This is a genomic window from Streptomyces sp. NPDC087845, from assembly GCF_044742755.1.
Lineage (GTDB): Bacteria > Actinomycetota > Actinomycetes > Streptomycetales > Streptomycetaceae > Streptomyces.
This window is the reverse complement of the sequence record NZ_JBIUVC010000004.1, coordinates 184,905-200,817: the sequence shown is the minus strand read 5'-3', so window position 1 is coordinate 200,817 and position 15,913 is coordinate 184,905. Positions and strand designations below refer to the sequence as shown.

The window sequence follows — 15,913 nt, the reverse complement described above, 5'->3', positions numbered from 1 at the left end:
GCTCCTTAGGCGCCCGCGTGCTCGGAGATGAGCGCGCGGGCCGCGTCGAGGTCGTCGGGGGTCTTGAGCGCGAGGGTCTGCACACCGGGCAGCGCGCGCTTGGCCAGACCCGTGAGGGTGCCGCCGGGGCACACCTCGATGAGCGCCGTGACGCCCATCTCCTTGAAGGTCTCCATGCACAGATCCCAGCGGACCGGGTTGGCCACCTGGCCGACCAGCCGGGAGACGACCTCGTCGCCGATGGCGACGGGCTCCCCGTCGGCGTTGGAGACATATGTCACGGTCGGATCGGCGATCTTCAGCTCGGTCGCGGCCTCGCGCATCCGGTCGACGGCGGGCGCCATGTGGTGCGTGTGGAAGGCGCCGGCGACCTTGAGGGGCACCACCCGGCGTACACCCTCGGGCTTGTCCTCGGTCAGCGCGGCGATCTGCGCGGCGGTGCCCGCGGCGACGATCTGGCCGGCCCCGTTGACGTTCGCCGGGGTCAGTCCGAGCTTCTCCAGATGAGGGATCGTCACCTCGGGGTCGCCGCCGAGCAGCGCCGCCATACCGGTCTCGGTGACGGCGGCGGCATCGGCCATGGCGAGCCCACGGGTCCGTACGAGACGCAGCGCGGCCTCGTCGCCGATGACTCCGGCGAAGACGGCTGCGGTGATCTCACCCACGCTGTGACCTGCGACGATGTCGGGCGACGCGTCGAGCGCGGCGGCGGACAGCAGACCGGCGGCGACCAGCAGCGGCTGCGCCACCGCGGTGTCACGGATCGCCTCGGCGTCGGCCTCGGTGCCGTAGCGGGCGAGGTCGAGCCCGATGGCGTTGGACCAGGCCGCGACGCGGTCGGTGGCGCCGGGGAGGTCGAGCCAGGGAGTCAGGAAGCCGGGCGTCTGAGCGCCTTGGCCGGGAGCGACGAGTACGAGCACCCTCACACTCTCTCTTGTGAACGGTCCGGAACGCCCGTGGGGACAGGGACGAAGAACCGTATGGGGAATTGTTGATGTCTGACAAAAGTCTAGGACTGGGGATCTCTGGCGGCCAAGCGCCCAAGAATCAGGGCGATTCGCAGAGTGAACGCCGAGCGGACATCGGAAGGAGACCATCCGGTGACGTCAGTCACACGTCGGAGCCGGTAGCGCACGGTGTTCGGATGGACGAAGAGCATCCTTGCCGCGCCTTCCAGGCTGCTCGCCTGCTCCAGATACACACTCAGCGTCTCCAGGAGCGCGGAACCCGCCTCTTCCAGCGGTCTGTAGATCTCCTCCACCAATTGGTCCCGTGCGGCGGGGTCACCCGCCATCGCGCGCTCCGGCAGCAGATCATCGGCCAGCACCGGCCGCGGGGCGTCCTGCCACGCGCCGCACGCCTTGAGCCCGGCGGCCGCCGCCTGTGCGGACCGGGTGGCCGCCAGCAGGTCGGGCACCACGGGCCCGGCGACGACGGGACCTGCCGCGTACGGGCCGATCAGCGCCTTCGCGACCTGCAACGGGTTGTCGCTGCCGCCCGCGATGACGACCAGCCGGTTGCCGAGCACCCCGGTCAGGACCTGGAGCTTCGCGTGCCGGGCGGCCCGCCGGATCGCCTCCACGGTCAGCTCGCTGTCGCCGTCCGGAGCCGTACCGAGCACCACGCAGACGTGTTCGGGGGAGTTCCAGCCGAGAGCCGCGGCGCGTGACACGGCGCCCTCGTCGGCCTCGCCGGACAGCACCGCGTTCACCACGAGCGATTCCAGCCGGGCGTCCCAGGCGCCCCGGGCCTCGGCGGCCTGCGCGTACACCTGGGCGGTCGCGAAGGCGATCTCCCGCGCGTAGACGAGCAGCGCCTCCCGCAGCGCGGACTCGTCGCCGGGCGCGGCGACCTCCTCGATCGCGGCCTCCATGACCTCGATCGTCGTCCGCACCATCTCGACCGTCTGCCGCAGGGTGATCGCCCGGGTCAGCTCACGCGGCGCCGTGCCGAACACGTCGGTGGAGATGGCCTGCGGGGTCTCCGGATGCCGGAACCATTCGGTGAAGGCCGCGATTCCGGCCTGGGCCACCAGGCCGATCCAGGACCGGTTCTCCGGTGGCATCGCCCGGTACCACGGCAGCGACTCGTCCATGCGGGCGATCGCGTTGGCGGCCAGCCGGCCGGAGGACTGTTCCAGCCGTTTCAGGGTCGCGGCATGCAGGTGGGCGTTGTTCGCAGCGGGCTGCTCAGGATCGGGTCGGGGCACGGACACAAGACTGCCTTATCGGACCACGTGCACGGAGGGCCGGGGCGGCCGCGGGTCGTACCGCCGGGTAGCGGCAAGGGGCGCGGGGGCGCCGCGCCGGGCTACCGTGGGCCGGTGATTTCCGTACACCGCGCCGAAGACCGCTTCCCGGGCGGGGACCAGGACGCCGGCATCCTGTCCCGGCACGCCTTCTCCTTCGGCGGTTTCTACGACCCGGACAATCTGCGCTTCGGCCCGATCCTGGCGTGCAACGAGGAGCGGCTGGCGCCCGGCGCGGGCTTCGACGAACACCCGCACAGCCATACGGAGATCGTCACCTGGGTCGTCGAGGGCGAGCTGACCCACCGCGATTCGACCGGGCACGCCACGGTCGTACGGGCCGGGGACCTCCAGCACCTCAGCGCCGCGACCGGTGTGCGCCACGTCGAACGCAACGACGGGGACGGCCCGCTGACGTTCCTTCAGATGTGGCTGGCACCGCTCGAACCGGGCGGCGAACCCGCGTACGCGATCGTTCCCGGCATCGCCGACTCCACCCCGTACGCACTCCCGGCGGCCGGGGCGACGCTGCACGTACGCAGACTGGCGGCGGGCGAACGCACGGCGGTGCCGGACGCGGCGCGGGTGTACGTCCACGTGGTGGCCGGCGGCGTGCGGCTCGGCGACGAGGAACTGGCGGCGGGCGACTCGGCGCGGATCACCGGCGAGGCGGGGCCGGAGCTGGTCGCGGGCGGGGCGGCCGAGGTGCTGATCTGGGAGCTTTCGGCCTGAGCGCTCAGGGGCGCTCGGGCCGCCGCTCCGGTGGTCCGAGGGCTGTCCCGTAATCCCTGGCGGGCGTGGATTACGGGACGGCCCTCAGCGGAGCCCGTCCACGAAGCTCTGCCAGGCGTCGGCCCCGACGACCAGGACGGGGCCGTCCGGATTCTTGCTGTCACGCACGGGCACGGCGCAAGGGCGGCCGTCGGCCACCTCGACGCATTCGCCGCCGGTGTTTCCGCTGTAGCTGGACTTGCGCCAGGCCGCGTCGCCGGTGACGGTGCACTCGACGCACTCGCCGCCGCTGGTGCCGCTGTACGACGACTTCCGCCACTGTGCTCCGGTCAGGTCATGACTGGTCCCCATAGCGTTCCTCCATCACACGAGCGATCAGGGTCGCCGAGTCCTCGGGGGAGAGGGCTGTGGCTTGCAGTCGAGCGTAGCCGACCGAACGTTCCTTGATCACCTGCGGATTGGCGGTCATATGACCCTGGTCGTAGCTCTCCACATAGAAAAGGTCGGGGTCGTCCTCGAACCTGAGCAGGGTGAACGACCCCATCATTCCCGTGTGCTGGCCGATGGAGAACGGAAGCACCTGGATCTGCACCCAGGGGTCGTCGCGGAAGTCCAACAGACGCGCCAGTTGCGCGCGCATGACGCCACGTCCGCCTACCTCTTGGAGCAATGCGGCTTCACTCAGGACGATCCACAAGGCGGGCGGATTCTCGCGCTTCAGAATCCGCTGGCGGTCCAGACGGGCTGCCGCCATCTCGTCAACCTTGTTCGGGTGATCCACGCCGAGCAGTGCCCGCGCGTACTCCTCCGTCTGCAACAGCCCGTACACCAACTGCGCCTGGTACGTGGAGATGTACGCCGCGCGGGCCTCCATGTCCGCGTACGGCTGGAACCAGGTCGGCAGCTGGCTGCGCAGGACCAGGCCGACGAGGCGCGAGAACACGCCGTCCGTGCCGAGTGCCGCGTCCACCCGCTCGGAGAAGTCGCGGGTGGGGATCTTCTTCGTGGTCTCGATCTGGCCGATCAGGGAGCCGGTGCAGAAGATGATGTCGCCGAGCTGACCCTGTTTGAGGTTGCTGGCCTCTCGCTGGCGGCGCAACTCCCAGCCGTAGTAGTCCAAGGGGGAAGCGCTGGGGTCGAGCGACTGGATGTTGGCCACGGCGGGGTACCTCCGGCATTCAACGCCTCGCGGCGTTCGTTTCCGTACGTAGCCGAGCGTAATCACATCGCTGCACTCTGGTGACATGAATCACGTAATTGAGCCGCAGGCCGGCGATCCGGTGGAGCCGACCTACCGCGCCGACTTCGCGATGGGCGAGCACTCGGCCCGGCATCTGCGCCGCATCCTGCGCCTCTACCTCACCGGCTGGGGGCTCCTCGATGTGGCCGACGCGGCGGAGTTGGCGCTCACCGAGCTGATCGCCAATGTCGTACGGCATGTCCCCGGCCGCCGCTGCCAGACGCTCATTCTCCGGCTTCCGGCCGGGGGCGTGCGCGTCGAGGTCGCGGACAACTGCCCGGAACTGCCTCGCGCGAAACCGGGTGATCTCCTCGGCGAGGGCGGCCGGGGACTGGTCCTGGTCGATGCCGTCACCGACCGCTGGGGTACGGACCCGCGCCGCGACGGCACCGGCAAGACGGTGTGGTTCGAGTGCCTGGCCGCGAAGACGGCGGACCGGCCGGAGGAGACGTGGCTCAGCGACCGGAACGGAGCTCCGCGAGCACCGCGTCCGTGAACGGCGGCCACACCTCGACCGCCCACGGGCCGAAGGCCCGGTCGGTGAGCGCGACGCAGGCCGTGCCCGCGACCGGGTCGATCCACAGGAAGGTGCCGGACTGCCCGAAGTGCCCGAAGGTCGCGGGTGACGAGGAACTGCCCGTCCAGTGCGGGGACTTGGAGTCCCGGATCTCGAAGCCGAGGCCCCAGTCGTTGGGGTTCTGGTGGCCGTAGCCCGGCAGTACGCCCTTCAGACCGGGGTGTACGACGGTCTGCGCGGCCAGCACCGTACGCGGGTCGAGCAGCCGTGGCGCCTGCACCTCCGCCGCGAACCGGGCGAGATCGCCGACGGTCGAGACGCCGTCCTTGGCGGGCGAGCCGTCCACCGCGGTCGCCGTCATGCCCAGCGGCTCCAGCACCGCCTGGCGCACGTACTCCGGGAACGGGATGTCGGTGGCCTTGGCGATGTGGTCGCCGAGCACCTCGAAGCCCGCGTTGGAGTAGAGCCGCCGGGTGCCGGGGGCGGCCGTCACCCGGTGCTCGTCGAAGGCGAGCCCGCTGGTGTGCGCGAGCAGGTGCCGGACGGTGGACCCCTCGGGCCCGGCCGGCTCGTCGAGCTCGACCGCGCCCTCCTCGTACGCCACCAGCGCCGCGTAGGCCGCGATCGGCTTGGTGACGGAGGCGAGCGGGAAACGGTGCGCGGTCGGGCCGTGCGTACCGACGACGGTGCCGTCCGCTCGTACGACGGCAGCCGCCGCGGTGGGGACGGGCCAGTTGTCGATCATCGCCAGGCTCTGCATGCGTACGAGCGTAACGGGCGGGGCTGTCGGGCCACCGGTCGGGCGAAGTGATCAAGCGATCTCATGCCGGGCCCGACGGCCCGGATCCTGGTTGTTGTCATAGGGGAACGAGCGTGCCCCCGCCGGGGGTGAAATCGGGGAGGAAACGGAGAGTTCCGTTGCCGGGAGTGGTGGCCCGGATGTCGAATTTGCCGTTGTTGTCGGCGCCCGGACTGCCGCGGCGCGGGTCCGCCGGCGGGGACAGCAGCGCGGCGGCCGGCCCGCCGGGATCCGTCAGGAGGTGGTTGCCGGGTGCGGGTTGCCGAGGTACGGGAACCGGTCCAGGGTGTCGGTGTGCGGCGTCAGACCGGTGGGCGGCGCCTCGTTCTTGGTGAGGAACGCGACGCGGATGTCGATGACGTCTTCCGTGAATGTCCGGCCGTTCGGATACGCGGCAGGCTTGGACGGGTCGAAGTGCAGCACGTCCGGCAGGAGGCCGTGTTCGTCGAGCGCGGTGATCGCCTCCTCACGCGAGTAGCCGCCGGTGTGGCCCAACAGATGGACGAACTGGTCCGTCCACCTGGCCCGGTCGTTGACCGGCTCGCTGGCGTTGTACTCCTCCTTCGTGTCGTCGGTGTTGAAGAAGCTGCTCATTGACGGGTGCCCGGCCCGGTCCGCGTGGACGAGTTCGCCGTCGCGCAGGACGCTGCACCGGCCCCAGATGTGCAGCTCGGGGTTGGGGGCCAGCTCCGCGGTCGGCAGTTCGATGGCCATGGAGAAGACGTTGGCCGTGCTGTTGGAGTCGACGCCGGTCCACGGGGACTTTCCGCCCAGATGCGGCGCGGTGAAATTCCGGTTGCCGCTGGTGTCGAACAGATTCTTGATTCCGTCGAAGTCGAAGAAGAAGGCATCACTGCGGCTGCCGGCGGCCACCTTGTAGTCGCCGCTGCTGACCACGTTGGCCTGGGGGCCGAAGGAGGCGGCAGCGTCTGAAACGATCTTGGTGCCGACCGCCTCGGGCCTGCGGGACTCCGCACCGGTTGCCATGAAGACGCTGTAGGTCTGCGAGCCGTCGGATGCCGGCGGGCTGAAGACCCAGCTGAAGGCGCCGTCGGTCAGGTAATCGCCGTCGTTGTCAATGTTCAGGCGGTATACGGCGTCGGGGTGCATGGCATCTGCGTTGGGATTGGCATTGAGGATGAGAACGGTTCTGCTCGGATCGCCGGGTACCCCGAAGGCATATAGGTCGCACAGATCGAGACGCTGGTCGCCGAGTGGTGGCCCAAGACTGAGGCCGGTGAAGTGGTTGGACATGTCAGGCCCTTCCATTGCTCGCCCGTCGGAAAGCCGCTAGAACGCTCGAACGGTCGTTCTGGGGCGCGTGAGGTACACCCACACCTGGGCGGTGCATCCACGCTAGCCGTCACAGCAGTCCGGCCATCGAGGGCGAAGGCACGGCCGTCAAACAACGCTCGAATGGGTCACCGACAGGCAGGAGGCGATCGTCTCTCGGTCCGAGAGCAAGCCTTCAGGGGGTCGCCGATCAGTTGATCAACTCATAAAAGAGACACGCTCCGGCCTCACGAAGATCAACTTTCGCAACAAGCCCCAACTAGGGTGCGTTTTAGAAGTCGATCAAGCTCTGTAATGATCACCGCGTGGGACGTGGGGATCTGACGAGCGCACAGTGGGCCAGGCTGGAGCCGTTGTTGCCGGTGGGGAAGAAGCCGGGACGGCCTCCGGTCTGGTCCAAGCGGCAGCTGATAGACGGCATTCGGTGGCGGACACGGACGGGTGCGCCGTGGCGGGACGTGCCGATCAGGTACGGCGAGTGGGAAACCGTCTATGGGTTGTTCCGGCGTTGGCAGCGCGATGGGACCTGGAAGCGAATCCTCAAACAGCTCCAGGCCCGGGCCGACGCAGACGGGCTGATCACCTGGGACGTCAGCGTCGACTCCACCATCGCCCGCGCACACCAGCATGCCGCCGGCGCCCGAAAAAAGGGGCTCTCCAACGAGAACCGCCCGGCGGCGTCGATACCGAACCGGCCGACCACGGACTCGGACGCTCCCGGGGCGGACTGACGACCAAGCTCCACCTCGCGGTCGAGCAGGGGCAGAAGCCGCTGTCCCTGGTCATCACCGCTGGCCACCGCCATGACAGCCCGCAGTTCCAGAATGCGCTCGACCGCGTCAGTGTCCCGCGCATCGGTCCGGGACGCCCGCGCACCAAGCCCCACAAGGTCCGCGCGGATAGGGCGTACGGCTCTCGCGCGAACCGCGCCTACCTGCGCAGACGCGGCATCCGCTGCACCATCCCGGAGAAGACCGACCAGATCCGCAACCCGAAAGAAGCGTGGCATGCGCGGCGGTAGGCCACCGAAGTTCGACAAGGCCGACTATCGCGAACGCCACGCTGTCGAATGCGGAATCAACCGCCTCAAGAGGCACCGGGCCGTCGCGACTCGATACGACAAACTCGCCGTCCGCTACGAAGCCACCGTGGTCATCGCGGCGATCAACGAGTGGCTGTGAGGGCTCGTGCGGCGCGCATCGCGCCGCACGAGGTTCATCGCGCTGGTTCCACCGGTGGCCACGGGGCCCAGGGAAGAGCTTTACGCCAGCCCGGCCGCCCCCGGGCCCAGTCCTGAAGCACTTCGGCTACAGGTTCCACGGCGAACACCTCGTGCTCGCGCGGCACCCGGGCGTGGAAGTGCCTGTCTGGGCCGCCCTCGCGGTATTCAACCCGGTAGCTGAGGTCGTCGTTGAGATAGACCTGCATGTAGTGCTGGCCGACAGGTTCGAGGTCGAGCCGCTGGACAACTACAAATCGCCAAGTCAGGCTCATGTCGGCCAGCAGATCGTGCAGCTGTTCGTCAGACGGGTCGTCCCATGACGTCCCGTCCCACTCAACCGCCCGCAGTACCGGTGTTGCCATGAGGGCGACTGTACTGGCCGATCACGCTGCGGACATCAGCGGGCGGCCGCTTATGAAACGCACCCTAGTTCAGGTGGACCATTTTCTTGGGGTCGACGATCCGGTCGAAGTCCTGCGCTGTGATGTAGCCGGTAGCGAGGGCGGCTTCGCGCAGTGTGGTTCCCTCGTCATCCGCCTTGTGCGCAATCTGGCTGGCTTTGTCGTAGCCGATCTCCGGCGAGAGCGCGGTGACGAGCATCAACGAGCGGGCGAGGTAATCGTCGATCTGCCGGCGATGCAGTTCGGCGCCTTCGATGCAGTAGGTGCGGAGCTTCTCGCCGGCGTCTCCGAGAATGCGGGCGGAGTGCAGGAAGTTGTTGATGATGACGGGCCGCATGGCATTGAGCTCGAAGTTGCCCTGGGTGCCGGCGAACGCAATGGCGCTGTCCTCGGCCAGGACCTGGATGCAGACCATCACCATCGCTTCACACTGAGTCGGGTTGACCTTGCCGGGCATGATCGAGCTGCCCGGCTCGTTGGCGGGCAGGGCGAGTTCACCGATGCCGCAGCGGGGGCCGGAGGCGAGCCAGCGGATGTCGTTGGCGATCTTCATCAGTGGCACGGCGAGAGCCCTCAGTCCCGCCGAGGCCGCCACCATGGCATCCAGGCTGCCTTGGGCGGCGAAGGGATTGGCGGCCGTGTGGAACGGATAGCCGGTCAGGTGTCCGATCTCCTGTGCCACCTGGGCACCGAAGCCATCGGGGGCGTTGAGACCGGTGCCGACCGCAGTCCCTCCTACCGCCAGTTCGTACAGGCCCGGCCGAGTCGCCTCGATGCGGTCGATGGCGTCGGAGATCTGGGCGGCGTAGCCGGACCACTCCTGGCCCACGGTCAGCGGGACGGCGTCCTCCAGGTGAGTACGGCCGATCTTGACGATGTCCCACCACGCTTGGGACTTGGCTTCCAGGGCGTGTTGAAGTTCTCTCACCTTCGGGAGCGTGTGCTCGTGAATCTGGTGGAGGGCGGCGATGTGCATCGCGGTGGGGAAGGTGTCGTTGGAGGACTGGCCCATGTTGACGTGGTCGTTGGGGTGGATCGGCGCCTTGGACCCCAGCGTGCCGCCGACCAGCTGGACCGCCCGGTTGCTGATGACCTCGTTGACGTTCATGTTGCTCTGCGTGCCGGACCCCGTCTGCCATACGTACAGCGGGAAGTGGTCGTCCAGCGCGCCGGAGATCACCTCGTCGGCAACACGGGCGATCAGGTCGGCCTTCCAGCCCGGCAGGCGGCCCTCCCGCCCGTTGACGAGCGCGGCGGCCTTCTTGACGTAGCCGTACGCGTGATAGACGGCCTTCGGCATGCGATCGTCACCGATGGAGAAGTGGATCAGAGATCGCTGGGTCTGGGCACCCCAGTACCGGTCGGCGGCCACCTCGATGGCACCCATCGAGTCCGTTTCGCGGCGGGTGCCAGTGGCGTCGATGCCGATCGGGACGTCCCGCACCTTCGGTGGCCGCTCGGTGGCGGCGTGCTGCTGCCCGGAGGTCACGACGCCTCCTTCTCGGACAGCGGTTCATAGACCGGCTGCCACATGGCGTCCTGCACGGCCTGGACCAGATCGGCAGGCCGGCGGGTGGCGACCTTGTCCTCGATGGCAGCGCGTACGACCGCCACCGCCACCGTCGCCGAGGAGGCGCGCAGGTTCGCCACCGGCGGCAGCAGCGGCGCGCCGGGGGCCCTGGCGTCGACCTGCCCGGCCACTGCCTCCGAGGCGGCGAGCAGCATCCCGGCGGTGAGCCGTGAAGCCCCGGCGACGACGATGCCCAGGCCCAGACCGGGGTAGAGCAGCGCGTTGTTGGCCTGCCCGATGACGTGGCGGACTCCGCCGTGTTCGACGGGGTCGACCGGGATGCCCGTGGCGGTGAGGACCTTGCCGTCGGTCCAGGCGATCAGGTCGGCGGGCATGGCCTCGATCTTCTCGGTGGGGTTGGACAACGGGAAGATGATCGGCCGGTCGACGTGCTCGGCCATCGCGGTGACCACGTCCTTGTCGAAGGTGCCCGGCGTGGTCGAGGTGCCGATCAGCATGGTGGGACGAACATGCCGGACGGTGGTCAGCAGGTCGATGTTCCCGTCTGCCCAGCCCCGTACCTCCGAGGCCGCCCGTGCGTAGGGGGCCTGGTAGTCGCGTAGGTCCGGCATACCCTCGACCAGCAGCCCCTGCTTGTCGACCAGCCACACCCGCCGGGTGGCCTCCTTGGGGTCCAGTCCGTCTCGGACCATCGCGTCACGCACCTGGTCGGCATTGCCCACCCCGGCGGTGCCGGCGCCGAAGATCACGAGGCGCTGGTCGCGGAAGGACTGTCCGGTGATCTTCAAGGCCGACATCACGGCGGCCAGGGTGATGGCGCCGGTGCCCTGCATGTCGTCGTTGAACATGCGGTAGCGATCCCCGTAGGTCTCCAGGATGCGGCGGGCATTGCCCGGCCCGAAGTCCTCGAAGTGGAGCAGCGCGTTGGGATACAGCTCCGAGACCGTCTCCAGGTAGGTCTCGATGAACGCGTCGTACTGCTTCCCGCGTACCCGGCTGTGGCGCACGCCCAGGTAGAGAGGATCGTTGAGCAGGTTCTCGTTGTCGGTTCCGACGTCCATGACCACCGGCAGGCAGCGGCCGGGATGCAGCCCGGCCGCAGCGGTGTAGACGGCGAGCTTGCCGACCGAGATCTGGATGCCCTGCACCCCCCAGTCACCGATCCCCAGGATCTCCTCGGCATCGCTGACCACCACCAGGTCGACCTCATCCCGGTGGAGCTGGAGTGCCTCGAACGAGCGGCGCACATCCTGCGGCCGGTCGATGGACAGGAAAACCCCGCGCGGGCGCCGGTACTCATGGCTGTACCGCATGATCGCCTCACCCACCGTCGGGTCGTAGACGATCGGCAGCAACTCGGCGAGGTGATCTTGCAGTAGCCGGTAGTACAGCACCTCATCGCGCTCGTGCAATTGCTCAAGATTGATGAATTTCGCCAGATCGGACGGCTCCTGTTGCAACTCCTCGTAGGCACGAACCGCCTGCTGGTCGAGGGTGAGCACAGCGTCGGGCAGCCGGCCCACCAGCCCGAGCCGCTCCCGCTCCTGAGCCGTGAAAGCGGTACCCCGATTGATCAGCGGATCCGACAGGAGAGAAGGCGTGTGCATCGGCATGGGAACCCCTTGACCAGCATGACTCCAGCGTCCAAGCCTCTAGTTCCATGCTTGACCCGTTCTCCGAGCAGTGCCACCGGGCAGGCTCGTGCCTTGGCCCGCCACCGAGCCGGAGGAAGTTCCGGTAGAGCCCAATGGTGGGCCGGATTCCCAGCGGGCCGAACTCGTCGTCGTTCACCGTTCTGGGCGGGCTGCGGCCGGGGACCGCGGATCCGGGCCGGCGTACGCGGGTGGCCCGGCTGCCGAAACCCGTCACCGTTTGCGCTTGCTTCGAGTGCACTCCAAGGTTCTAGCGTGGAGGTCATGACGGTGATGGAGAGCACTTCCGTGAAGGTGGACGTCTGCGCCTCGGCCCCGCGGCCGCATCCGCGTCCCGAGGGCCAGGACCGCTACACCATCAGCGAGGTCGTCGCCTTCACCGGGCTCACCGCGCACACCCTGCGCTGGTACGAGCGGATCGGGCTGATGCCGCACGTCGACCGGTCGCACACCGGTCAGCGCCGCTTCACCAACCGCGACCTGGACTGGCTGGCCTTCGTCGGCAAGCTGCGGCTGACCGGGATGCCGGTCGCCGACATGGTCCGGTACGCGGAGCTGCTGCGCGAGGGCGAGCACACCTTCGAGGAACGGCAGGAGCTGCTGGAGGCGACCCGCCGCGACGTGAAGACGCGGATCGCGGAGCTCCAGGACACCCTCGCCGTCCTCGATCACAAGATCGACTTCTATGCGAGTGCCCGCCGGGCGCCGGAAAGGCCGTGTGCCTGATGACTGACAACAAGATCACCACCGTGGAGCTCGGAAACGGCGGCCCGCAGGTCGGCGTGCAGGGGCTCGGCTGCATGGGCATGAGCGAGTTCTACGGGGACACCGATGAGTCCTCCGCCCGCGAGACGCTGGAGACGGCGCTGACGGCGGGTGTCACGCTCTTCGACACCGCCGACGTCTACGGCAGCGGCGCCAACGAGACCTTCCTCGCCCCGTTCGTCGGGGCGCACCGCGACGAGATCACCCTCGCCACGAAGTTCGCCATAGAGCGTAGGGACGACGACCCGCACTACCGGGGAGTGCGCAACGACCCCGCGTACATCCGCCGGGCCGTCGAGGACAGCCTGCGCCGGCTGAACACCGACGTCATCGACCTCTACTACATGCACCGCCGCGACCCCGCCGTCCCCCTGGCCGAGTCCGTCGGCGCGATGGCCGAGCTGGTGCGGCAGGGCAAGGTCAAGCAGCTCGGACTGAGTGAGGTGACCGGCGCGGAGCTGCGCGAGGCGTACGCGGTGCACCCGATCGCCGCCCTCCAGTCCGAGTGGTCGCTCTTCAGCCGGGACATCGAGCGCAGCGCCGTACCGGCCGCCGTCGAGCTCGGGGTGACCGTCGTGCCGTACTCGCCGCTCGGCCGGGGCTTTTTGACCGGGGCGTTCGTGGACGCGGCCAAGGACCTGTCGAAGGGCGACTTCCGCCAATACCAGCCGCGCTTCACGGGCGACAACGCGAAGACGAACGCCGCCCTGCTGGAGCCCGTCCGCAAGATCGCGGCGGCGCACGGGGCGTCCGCCGCGCAGGTGGCGCTCGCCTGGGTGCAGCAGCGGGCGCAGGTGCACGGTCTGACCGTGGTGCCGATCCCGGGCACCCGCAAGAGCAGCCGGCTGCTGGAGAACGTGGCCGCCACCCGGCTCATGCTGACGGCGCAGGAGCTGGCGGTGCTGGAGCCGATCGCGGGGCAGGTGGCGGGGGACCGGTACCCGGACATGAGCTCGACGTCTGCCGCGCGCGAGTAGCCGTTTCCGGCGGTGGCCGGGGCGTTCTGCCCGGCGCCGCCCTACGCCAGCCCCAGCGCGTACACCGCGAACCCCGTCGCCAGCAGCCCCGCCAGCGCGCGGCGGGCGTTCGCCGCGTGCGTACCGGCCTTCCACGGGGCCTCGAACCGCCGCGCGTACCGGGCGATCAGTACCAGCAGCGCCGCGAACACCGGCATCCACGCCAGGCGCGCCAGGATCCAGCCGACCGTGTCGGGCCCGGTCGTCAGCCCCGGCACCGCACCGGCGAACGACGCCGGGACCGCCGCGGCCAGCATCGCCGTCTGGTGCCAGCACAGAATCGTCATCGCGGACAGGTTGATGACGACGACCGGCGCCCACAGCAGCGGCCTGCGCAGCAGCCGGCCGATCCGGTCCCGCAGCAGGATCGCCGCGCCGCTCTGCGCGGCGGCCAGCGCCAGGACGAGCAGCGACGGCGGGTGCGAGTTCGTCCGCGCCTCACCCGGGACACCGACCATCGACGCCGGGTAGTGGAGGACCAGCAGCAGCGCGGCGAACAGGACGGTCCCGCCGACGAGCAGGACGCGGGCGCCGCGCCGGCCGACGCGGCCCTCGCCCCAGGAGACGCCGAGCTGGTACGCGAAGAGCCAGCCCGGAAGGATGTTGAGCACGCTCAGCCAGGACGGCATGGCGTCGGCGAACGGCCCGTACCGCAGGAAGTCGATGACGGCGACCGACCCGATCAGCGGTACGGCGGCCCAGCCTCCCAGCTTCCGCGCGGCCCTGACGCAGTACGGGGTGAGCGCCGTGACCACCGTGTACACCCCGACGAACCAGAGCGGCTGGATCACCAGGGTCGACCCGGTCCGCAGGGTGTCACCGGGCACGCCGAGCGCGCTCAGCACCGGGATCATCGCCGCCCAGACGGCCGTCACCCCGAGCACCGGCCTGCCCAGGCGGGCGACCCGGCCGCGCAGCCAGGCGCCGGTGGTGGACTTCCTGCGGTGATACGAGAGCACGGAGGCGTACCCGCCGACCAGGAAGAAGATGCCCAGCATCTGAAGTACCCAGCTCAGCGGGGCGAGGCCGCCGAACGTGGACAGCGGGCTGGCGTTGTGCAGCGCGCCGTCGCTGTCGAGGCGGAAGCCGCCGAGCAGCCAGTGGCCGGTCGGGACGGCGAGCAGCGCGAGGGCGCGCAGGCCGTCGATGGCGCGGTCGCGATGGGCGGGCGTACGGGCGTCGATGCGCCCGGCGAGGGCGGTGAGGCTCATCGGGCTTCCCCCCGCGCGATCGAGGCGAAGGCGCGGAGCGAGTCCGTACCGGGGGCGAAGTAGCCGGTGTGCCCGTGGGCGTCGTGGGCCGGCACCCGGCGTGCGCCGAACCCCGGACCGGTCGGATCGGGGCCGTGCCCGATCCCCGCCACCTCCAGGTTGGGCACGTTGTCGATCCAGTCCGTGGTGTCCTTGGCGGCCCAGACCCGGGCGGTGGTGTGCAGGTCGGCGACGGTGTCGGCGCGCATGCCGGGCGAGCCGAGGACGACCAGGTCCGTGGCGCGCAGCCGGTGTGCGGCGAGGCCGCACACGACGGAGCCGTAGCTGTGGCAGAACACGGCGGGTGCGGGCACGCCGTCGGCGGCCAGCCCGTCCGCGAACCGGGTCAGCCGGTCGGCCCCCGCCGCTGCGAGCGAGCCGGTCGCGGCATCGACGCCGACGCCCACGGGCGTGGTGTATCCGGCCCAGGCGACGACGGCGCTGCCGCGACCGGTCTTCGCGTGGAGGGCCTTCGCCATGCCTGCCGGAGTGCCGTACACATCGCTCGTACGGTCGAAGGTCCCGGCGTCGATGTCCGAGCCCGGCACCACGACCGCCACATGGCGTGCGGTGCTCAGGTCCCCGAAGACCTCGGCGACCTGGCCGCGTCCGCGCGGATCGAAGGCGAGGATCTGCCGGTCACCTGCTGCGGCACTGCCTCTGTCTCTGCCCAGGTCTCTGCCCCCGGCTTCCGCTTCCGTTCCGGGTCGGGCTCCGGCTCCGGGCCGGGCTTCGGCTCCGGCTTCGGTGAGATGGGTGTACCTGGGGTCGTGAGTGGCGCGCAGGGAACGGGCGTTGGCCCGGTAGCGCAGTTCGACGGGGACCCCGTCCAGATTGCCGACGACGAGTGGATGCCGTACGACCAGGGTCTGCTGCTGAGCGGCGGTCAACCCCCGGAAGAACCGGTTCACTTCGGCAGGGGTGGTCCGCTCCGGGTCGGGCAGCTCGCGCCCCAGCACATGGTCCGCGCGCCAGGCCGCGGTGCCCGGGGGCGGCCCCGTCAGGGCCTGCTGCGCGTTTCCGGACGCCCAGCCGGCCGTCCCCGCCATCACGGTGGTCGCCAGCGCGACCGCGACCAGAGTCCTTGCGTATCGGCGCATCCCGCCCTCCCTCTCCGGCTGATCCGGCTCCCGCACGCCGTTCGGCGCGACGGAGAGGAAGGTAGGAAGAGGGTGGGCGCGGGGGCGTCGCACCGGGGAGCCAAGTGCGGGTTGATACCGGGGTAGGGGGTGTACGGGAGGCCTGCT

General features: G+C 69.7%; 15 protein-coding genes and 1 pseudogene. 5 read left to right on the top strand and 11 right to left on the bottom strand.

The window, feature by feature from the left end:
* Positions 1-5 precede the first annotated feature (5 nt).
* Positions 6-920, bottom strand: coding sequence for an ACP S-malonyltransferase (locus ACIOMQ_RS12915; protein ID WP_401753265.1), 915 nt, complete (start codon positions 918-920; stop codon positions 6-8).
* 89 nt (positions 921-1,009) lie between these two features.
* On the bottom strand, positions 1,010-2,209 hold the full coding sequence (locus ACIOMQ_RS12910; RefSeq protein WP_362194405.1) for a helix-turn-helix domain-containing protein: 1,200 nt from the start codon (positions 2,207-2,209) through the stop codon (positions 1,010-1,012).
* A gap of 114 nt (positions 2,210-2,323) precedes the next feature.
* Between ACIOMQ_RS12910 and ACIOMQ_RS12905 the strand changes: the two genes are divergently transcribed.
* On the top strand, positions 2,324-2,980 hold the full coding sequence (locus ACIOMQ_RS12905; RefSeq protein ID WP_362194408.1) for a pirin family protein: 657 nt from the start codon (positions 2,324-2,326) through the stop codon (positions 2,978-2,980).
* 84 nt (positions 2,981-3,064) lie between these two features.
* Here ACIOMQ_RS12905 and ACIOMQ_RS12900 read toward each other — a convergent pair whose 3' ends face one another.
* Positions 3,065-3,331: a DUF397 domain-containing protein gene (locus ACIOMQ_RS12900; protein WP_401937714.1), complete on the bottom strand. Its 267-nt coding sequence runs from the start codon at positions 3,329-3,331 to the stop codon at positions 3,065-3,067.
* On the bottom strand, positions 3,315-4,139 hold the full coding sequence (locus ACIOMQ_RS12895; RefSeq protein WP_362194414.1) for a helix-turn-helix transcriptional regulator: 825 nt from the start codon (positions 4,137-4,139) through the stop codon (positions 3,315-3,317). Before ACIOMQ_RS12895 ends, ACIOMQ_RS12900 begins: the two co-directional genes overlap by 17 nt.
* 151 nt (positions 4,140-4,290) lie before the next feature.
* Between ACIOMQ_RS12895 and ACIOMQ_RS12890 the strand changes: the two genes are divergently transcribed.
* The gene (locus tag ACIOMQ_RS12890; protein ID WP_401753428.1) at positions 4,291-4,716 is read left to right on the top strand and encodes an ATP-binding protein; all 426 of its coding nucleotides are present in this window, start codon (positions 4,291-4,293) and stop codon (positions 4,714-4,716) included.
* On the opposite strand, the gene ACIOMQ_RS12885 is transcribed toward ACIOMQ_RS12890, so the two are convergent.
* A complete protein-coding gene (locus ACIOMQ_RS12885) occupies positions 4,676-5,497 on the bottom strand; it encodes a serine hydrolase domain-containing protein (protein ID WP_402188946.1) in 822 nt (273 codons plus the stop codon). The two genes, ACIOMQ_RS12890 and ACIOMQ_RS12885, sit on opposite strands and share 41 nt — an antisense overlap.
* 273 nt (positions 5,498-5,770) lie before the next feature.
* A complete protein-coding gene (locus tag ACIOMQ_RS12880) occupies positions 5,771-6,790 on the bottom strand; it encodes a DUF4331 family protein (RefSeq protein WP_401263964.1) in 1,020 nt (339 codons plus the stop codon).
* Between the two features lie 344 nt (positions 6,791-7,134).
* On the opposite strand from ACIOMQ_RS12880, the pseudogene ACIOMQ_RS12875 reads away from it, so the two are divergent.
* Positions 7,135-8,010, top strand: a pseudogene (locus ACIOMQ_RS12875) (IS5 family transposase).
* 34 nt (positions 8,011-8,044) lie between these two features.
* On the opposite strand, the gene ACIOMQ_RS12870 reads toward ACIOMQ_RS12875, so the two are convergent.
* The 3 genes from ACIOMQ_RS12870 to ACIOMQ_RS12860 all read right to left on the bottom strand — a co-directional run bounded on the left by ACIOMQ_RS12870 (position 8,045) and on the right by ACIOMQ_RS12860 (position 11,590).
* Complete coding sequence (locus tag ACIOMQ_RS12870; protein ID WP_401753269.1) at positions 8,045-8,413, bottom strand: hypothetical protein; 369 nt, start codon at positions 8,411-8,413, stop codon at positions 8,045-8,047.
* 64 nt (positions 8,414-8,477) lie between these two features.
* Positions 8,478-9,941, bottom strand: a complete 1,464-nt coding sequence (gene fumC, locus ACIOMQ_RS12865) for a class II fumarate hydratase (RefSeq protein WP_401753271.1) — start codon at positions 9,939-9,941, stop codon at positions 8,478-8,480.
* Positions 9,938-11,590: an NAD-dependent malic enzyme gene (locus tag ACIOMQ_RS12860; protein ID WP_362194430.1), complete on the bottom strand. Its 1,653-nt coding sequence runs from the start codon at positions 11,588-11,590 to the stop codon at positions 9,938-9,940. The genes fumC and ACIOMQ_RS12860 overlap by 4 nt, the downstream gene beginning before the upstream one ends.
* Before the next feature lie 309 nt (positions 11,591-11,899).
* On the opposite strand from ACIOMQ_RS12860, the gene ACIOMQ_RS12855 reads away from it, so the two are divergent.
* Positions 11,900-12,361: a MerR family transcriptional regulator gene (locus ACIOMQ_RS12855; RefSeq protein ID WP_362194433.1), complete on the top strand. Its 462-nt coding sequence runs from the start codon at positions 11,900-11,902 to the stop codon at positions 12,359-12,361.
* On the top strand, positions 12,361-13,377 hold the full coding sequence (locus ACIOMQ_RS12850; protein ID WP_402188943.1) for an aldo/keto reductase: 1,017 nt from the start codon (positions 12,361-12,363) through the stop codon (positions 13,375-13,377). Before ACIOMQ_RS12855 ends, ACIOMQ_RS12850 begins: the two co-directional genes overlap by 1 nt.
* A gap of 41 nt (positions 13,378-13,418) precedes the next feature.
* Here ACIOMQ_RS12850 and ACIOMQ_RS12845 read toward each other — a convergent pair whose 3' ends face one another.
* Positions 13,419-14,627: an acyltransferase gene (locus ACIOMQ_RS12845; RefSeq protein WP_401263957.1), complete on the bottom strand. Its 1,209-nt coding sequence runs from the start codon at positions 14,625-14,627 to the stop codon at positions 13,419-13,421.
* Positions 14,624-15,766 (bottom strand): alpha/beta hydrolase, encoded by a 1,143-nt coding sequence (locus tag ACIOMQ_RS12840; RefSeq protein WP_402188941.1) that lies wholly within the window; start codon positions 15,764-15,766, stop codon positions 14,624-14,626. The genes ACIOMQ_RS12845 and ACIOMQ_RS12840 overlap by 4 nt, the downstream gene beginning before the upstream one ends.
* Positions 15,767-15,913 lie beyond the last annotated feature (147 nt).

Coding starts and splice junctions, on each gene's coding strand:
- ACIOMQ_RS12900 (WP_401937714.1), bottom strand. CDS start 3,331: ATGGGGACCAGTCATGACCTGACCGGAGCACAGTGGCGGAAGTCGTCG.
- ACIOMQ_RS12845 (WP_401263957.1), bottom strand. CDS start 14,627: ATGAGCCTCACCGCCCTCGCCGGGCGCATCGACGCCCGTACGCCCGCC.
- ACIOMQ_RS12850 (WP_402188943.1), top strand. CDS start 12,361: ATGACTGACAACAAGATCACCACCGTGGAGCTCGGAAACGGCGGCCCG.
- ACIOMQ_RS12855 (WP_362194433.1), top strand. CDS start 11,900: ATGACGGTGATGGAGAGCACTTCCGTGAAGGTGGACGTCTGCGCCTCG.
- ACIOMQ_RS12840 (WP_402188941.1), bottom strand. CDS start 15,766: ATGCGCCGATACGCAAGGACTCTGGTCGCGGTCGCGCTGGCGACCACC.
- ACIOMQ_RS12885 (WP_402188946.1), bottom strand. CDS start 5,497: ATGCAGAGCCTGGCGATGATCGACAACTGGCCCGTCCCCACCGCGGCG.
- ACIOMQ_RS12860 (WP_362194430.1), bottom strand. CDS start 11,590: ATGCACACGCCTTCTCTCCTGTCGGATCCGCTGATCAATCGGGGTACC.
- ACIOMQ_RS12880 (WP_401263964.1), bottom strand. CDS start 6,790: ATGTCCAACCACTTCACCGGCCTCAGTCTTGGGCCACCACTCGGCGAC.
- ACIOMQ_RS12890 (WP_401753428.1), top strand. CDS start 4,291: ATGGGCGAGCACTCGGCCCGGCATCTGCGCCGCATCCTGCGCCTCTAC.
- ACIOMQ_RS12870 (WP_401753269.1), bottom strand. CDS start 8,413: ATGGCAACACCGGTACTGCGGGCGGTTGAGTGGGACGGGACGTCATGG.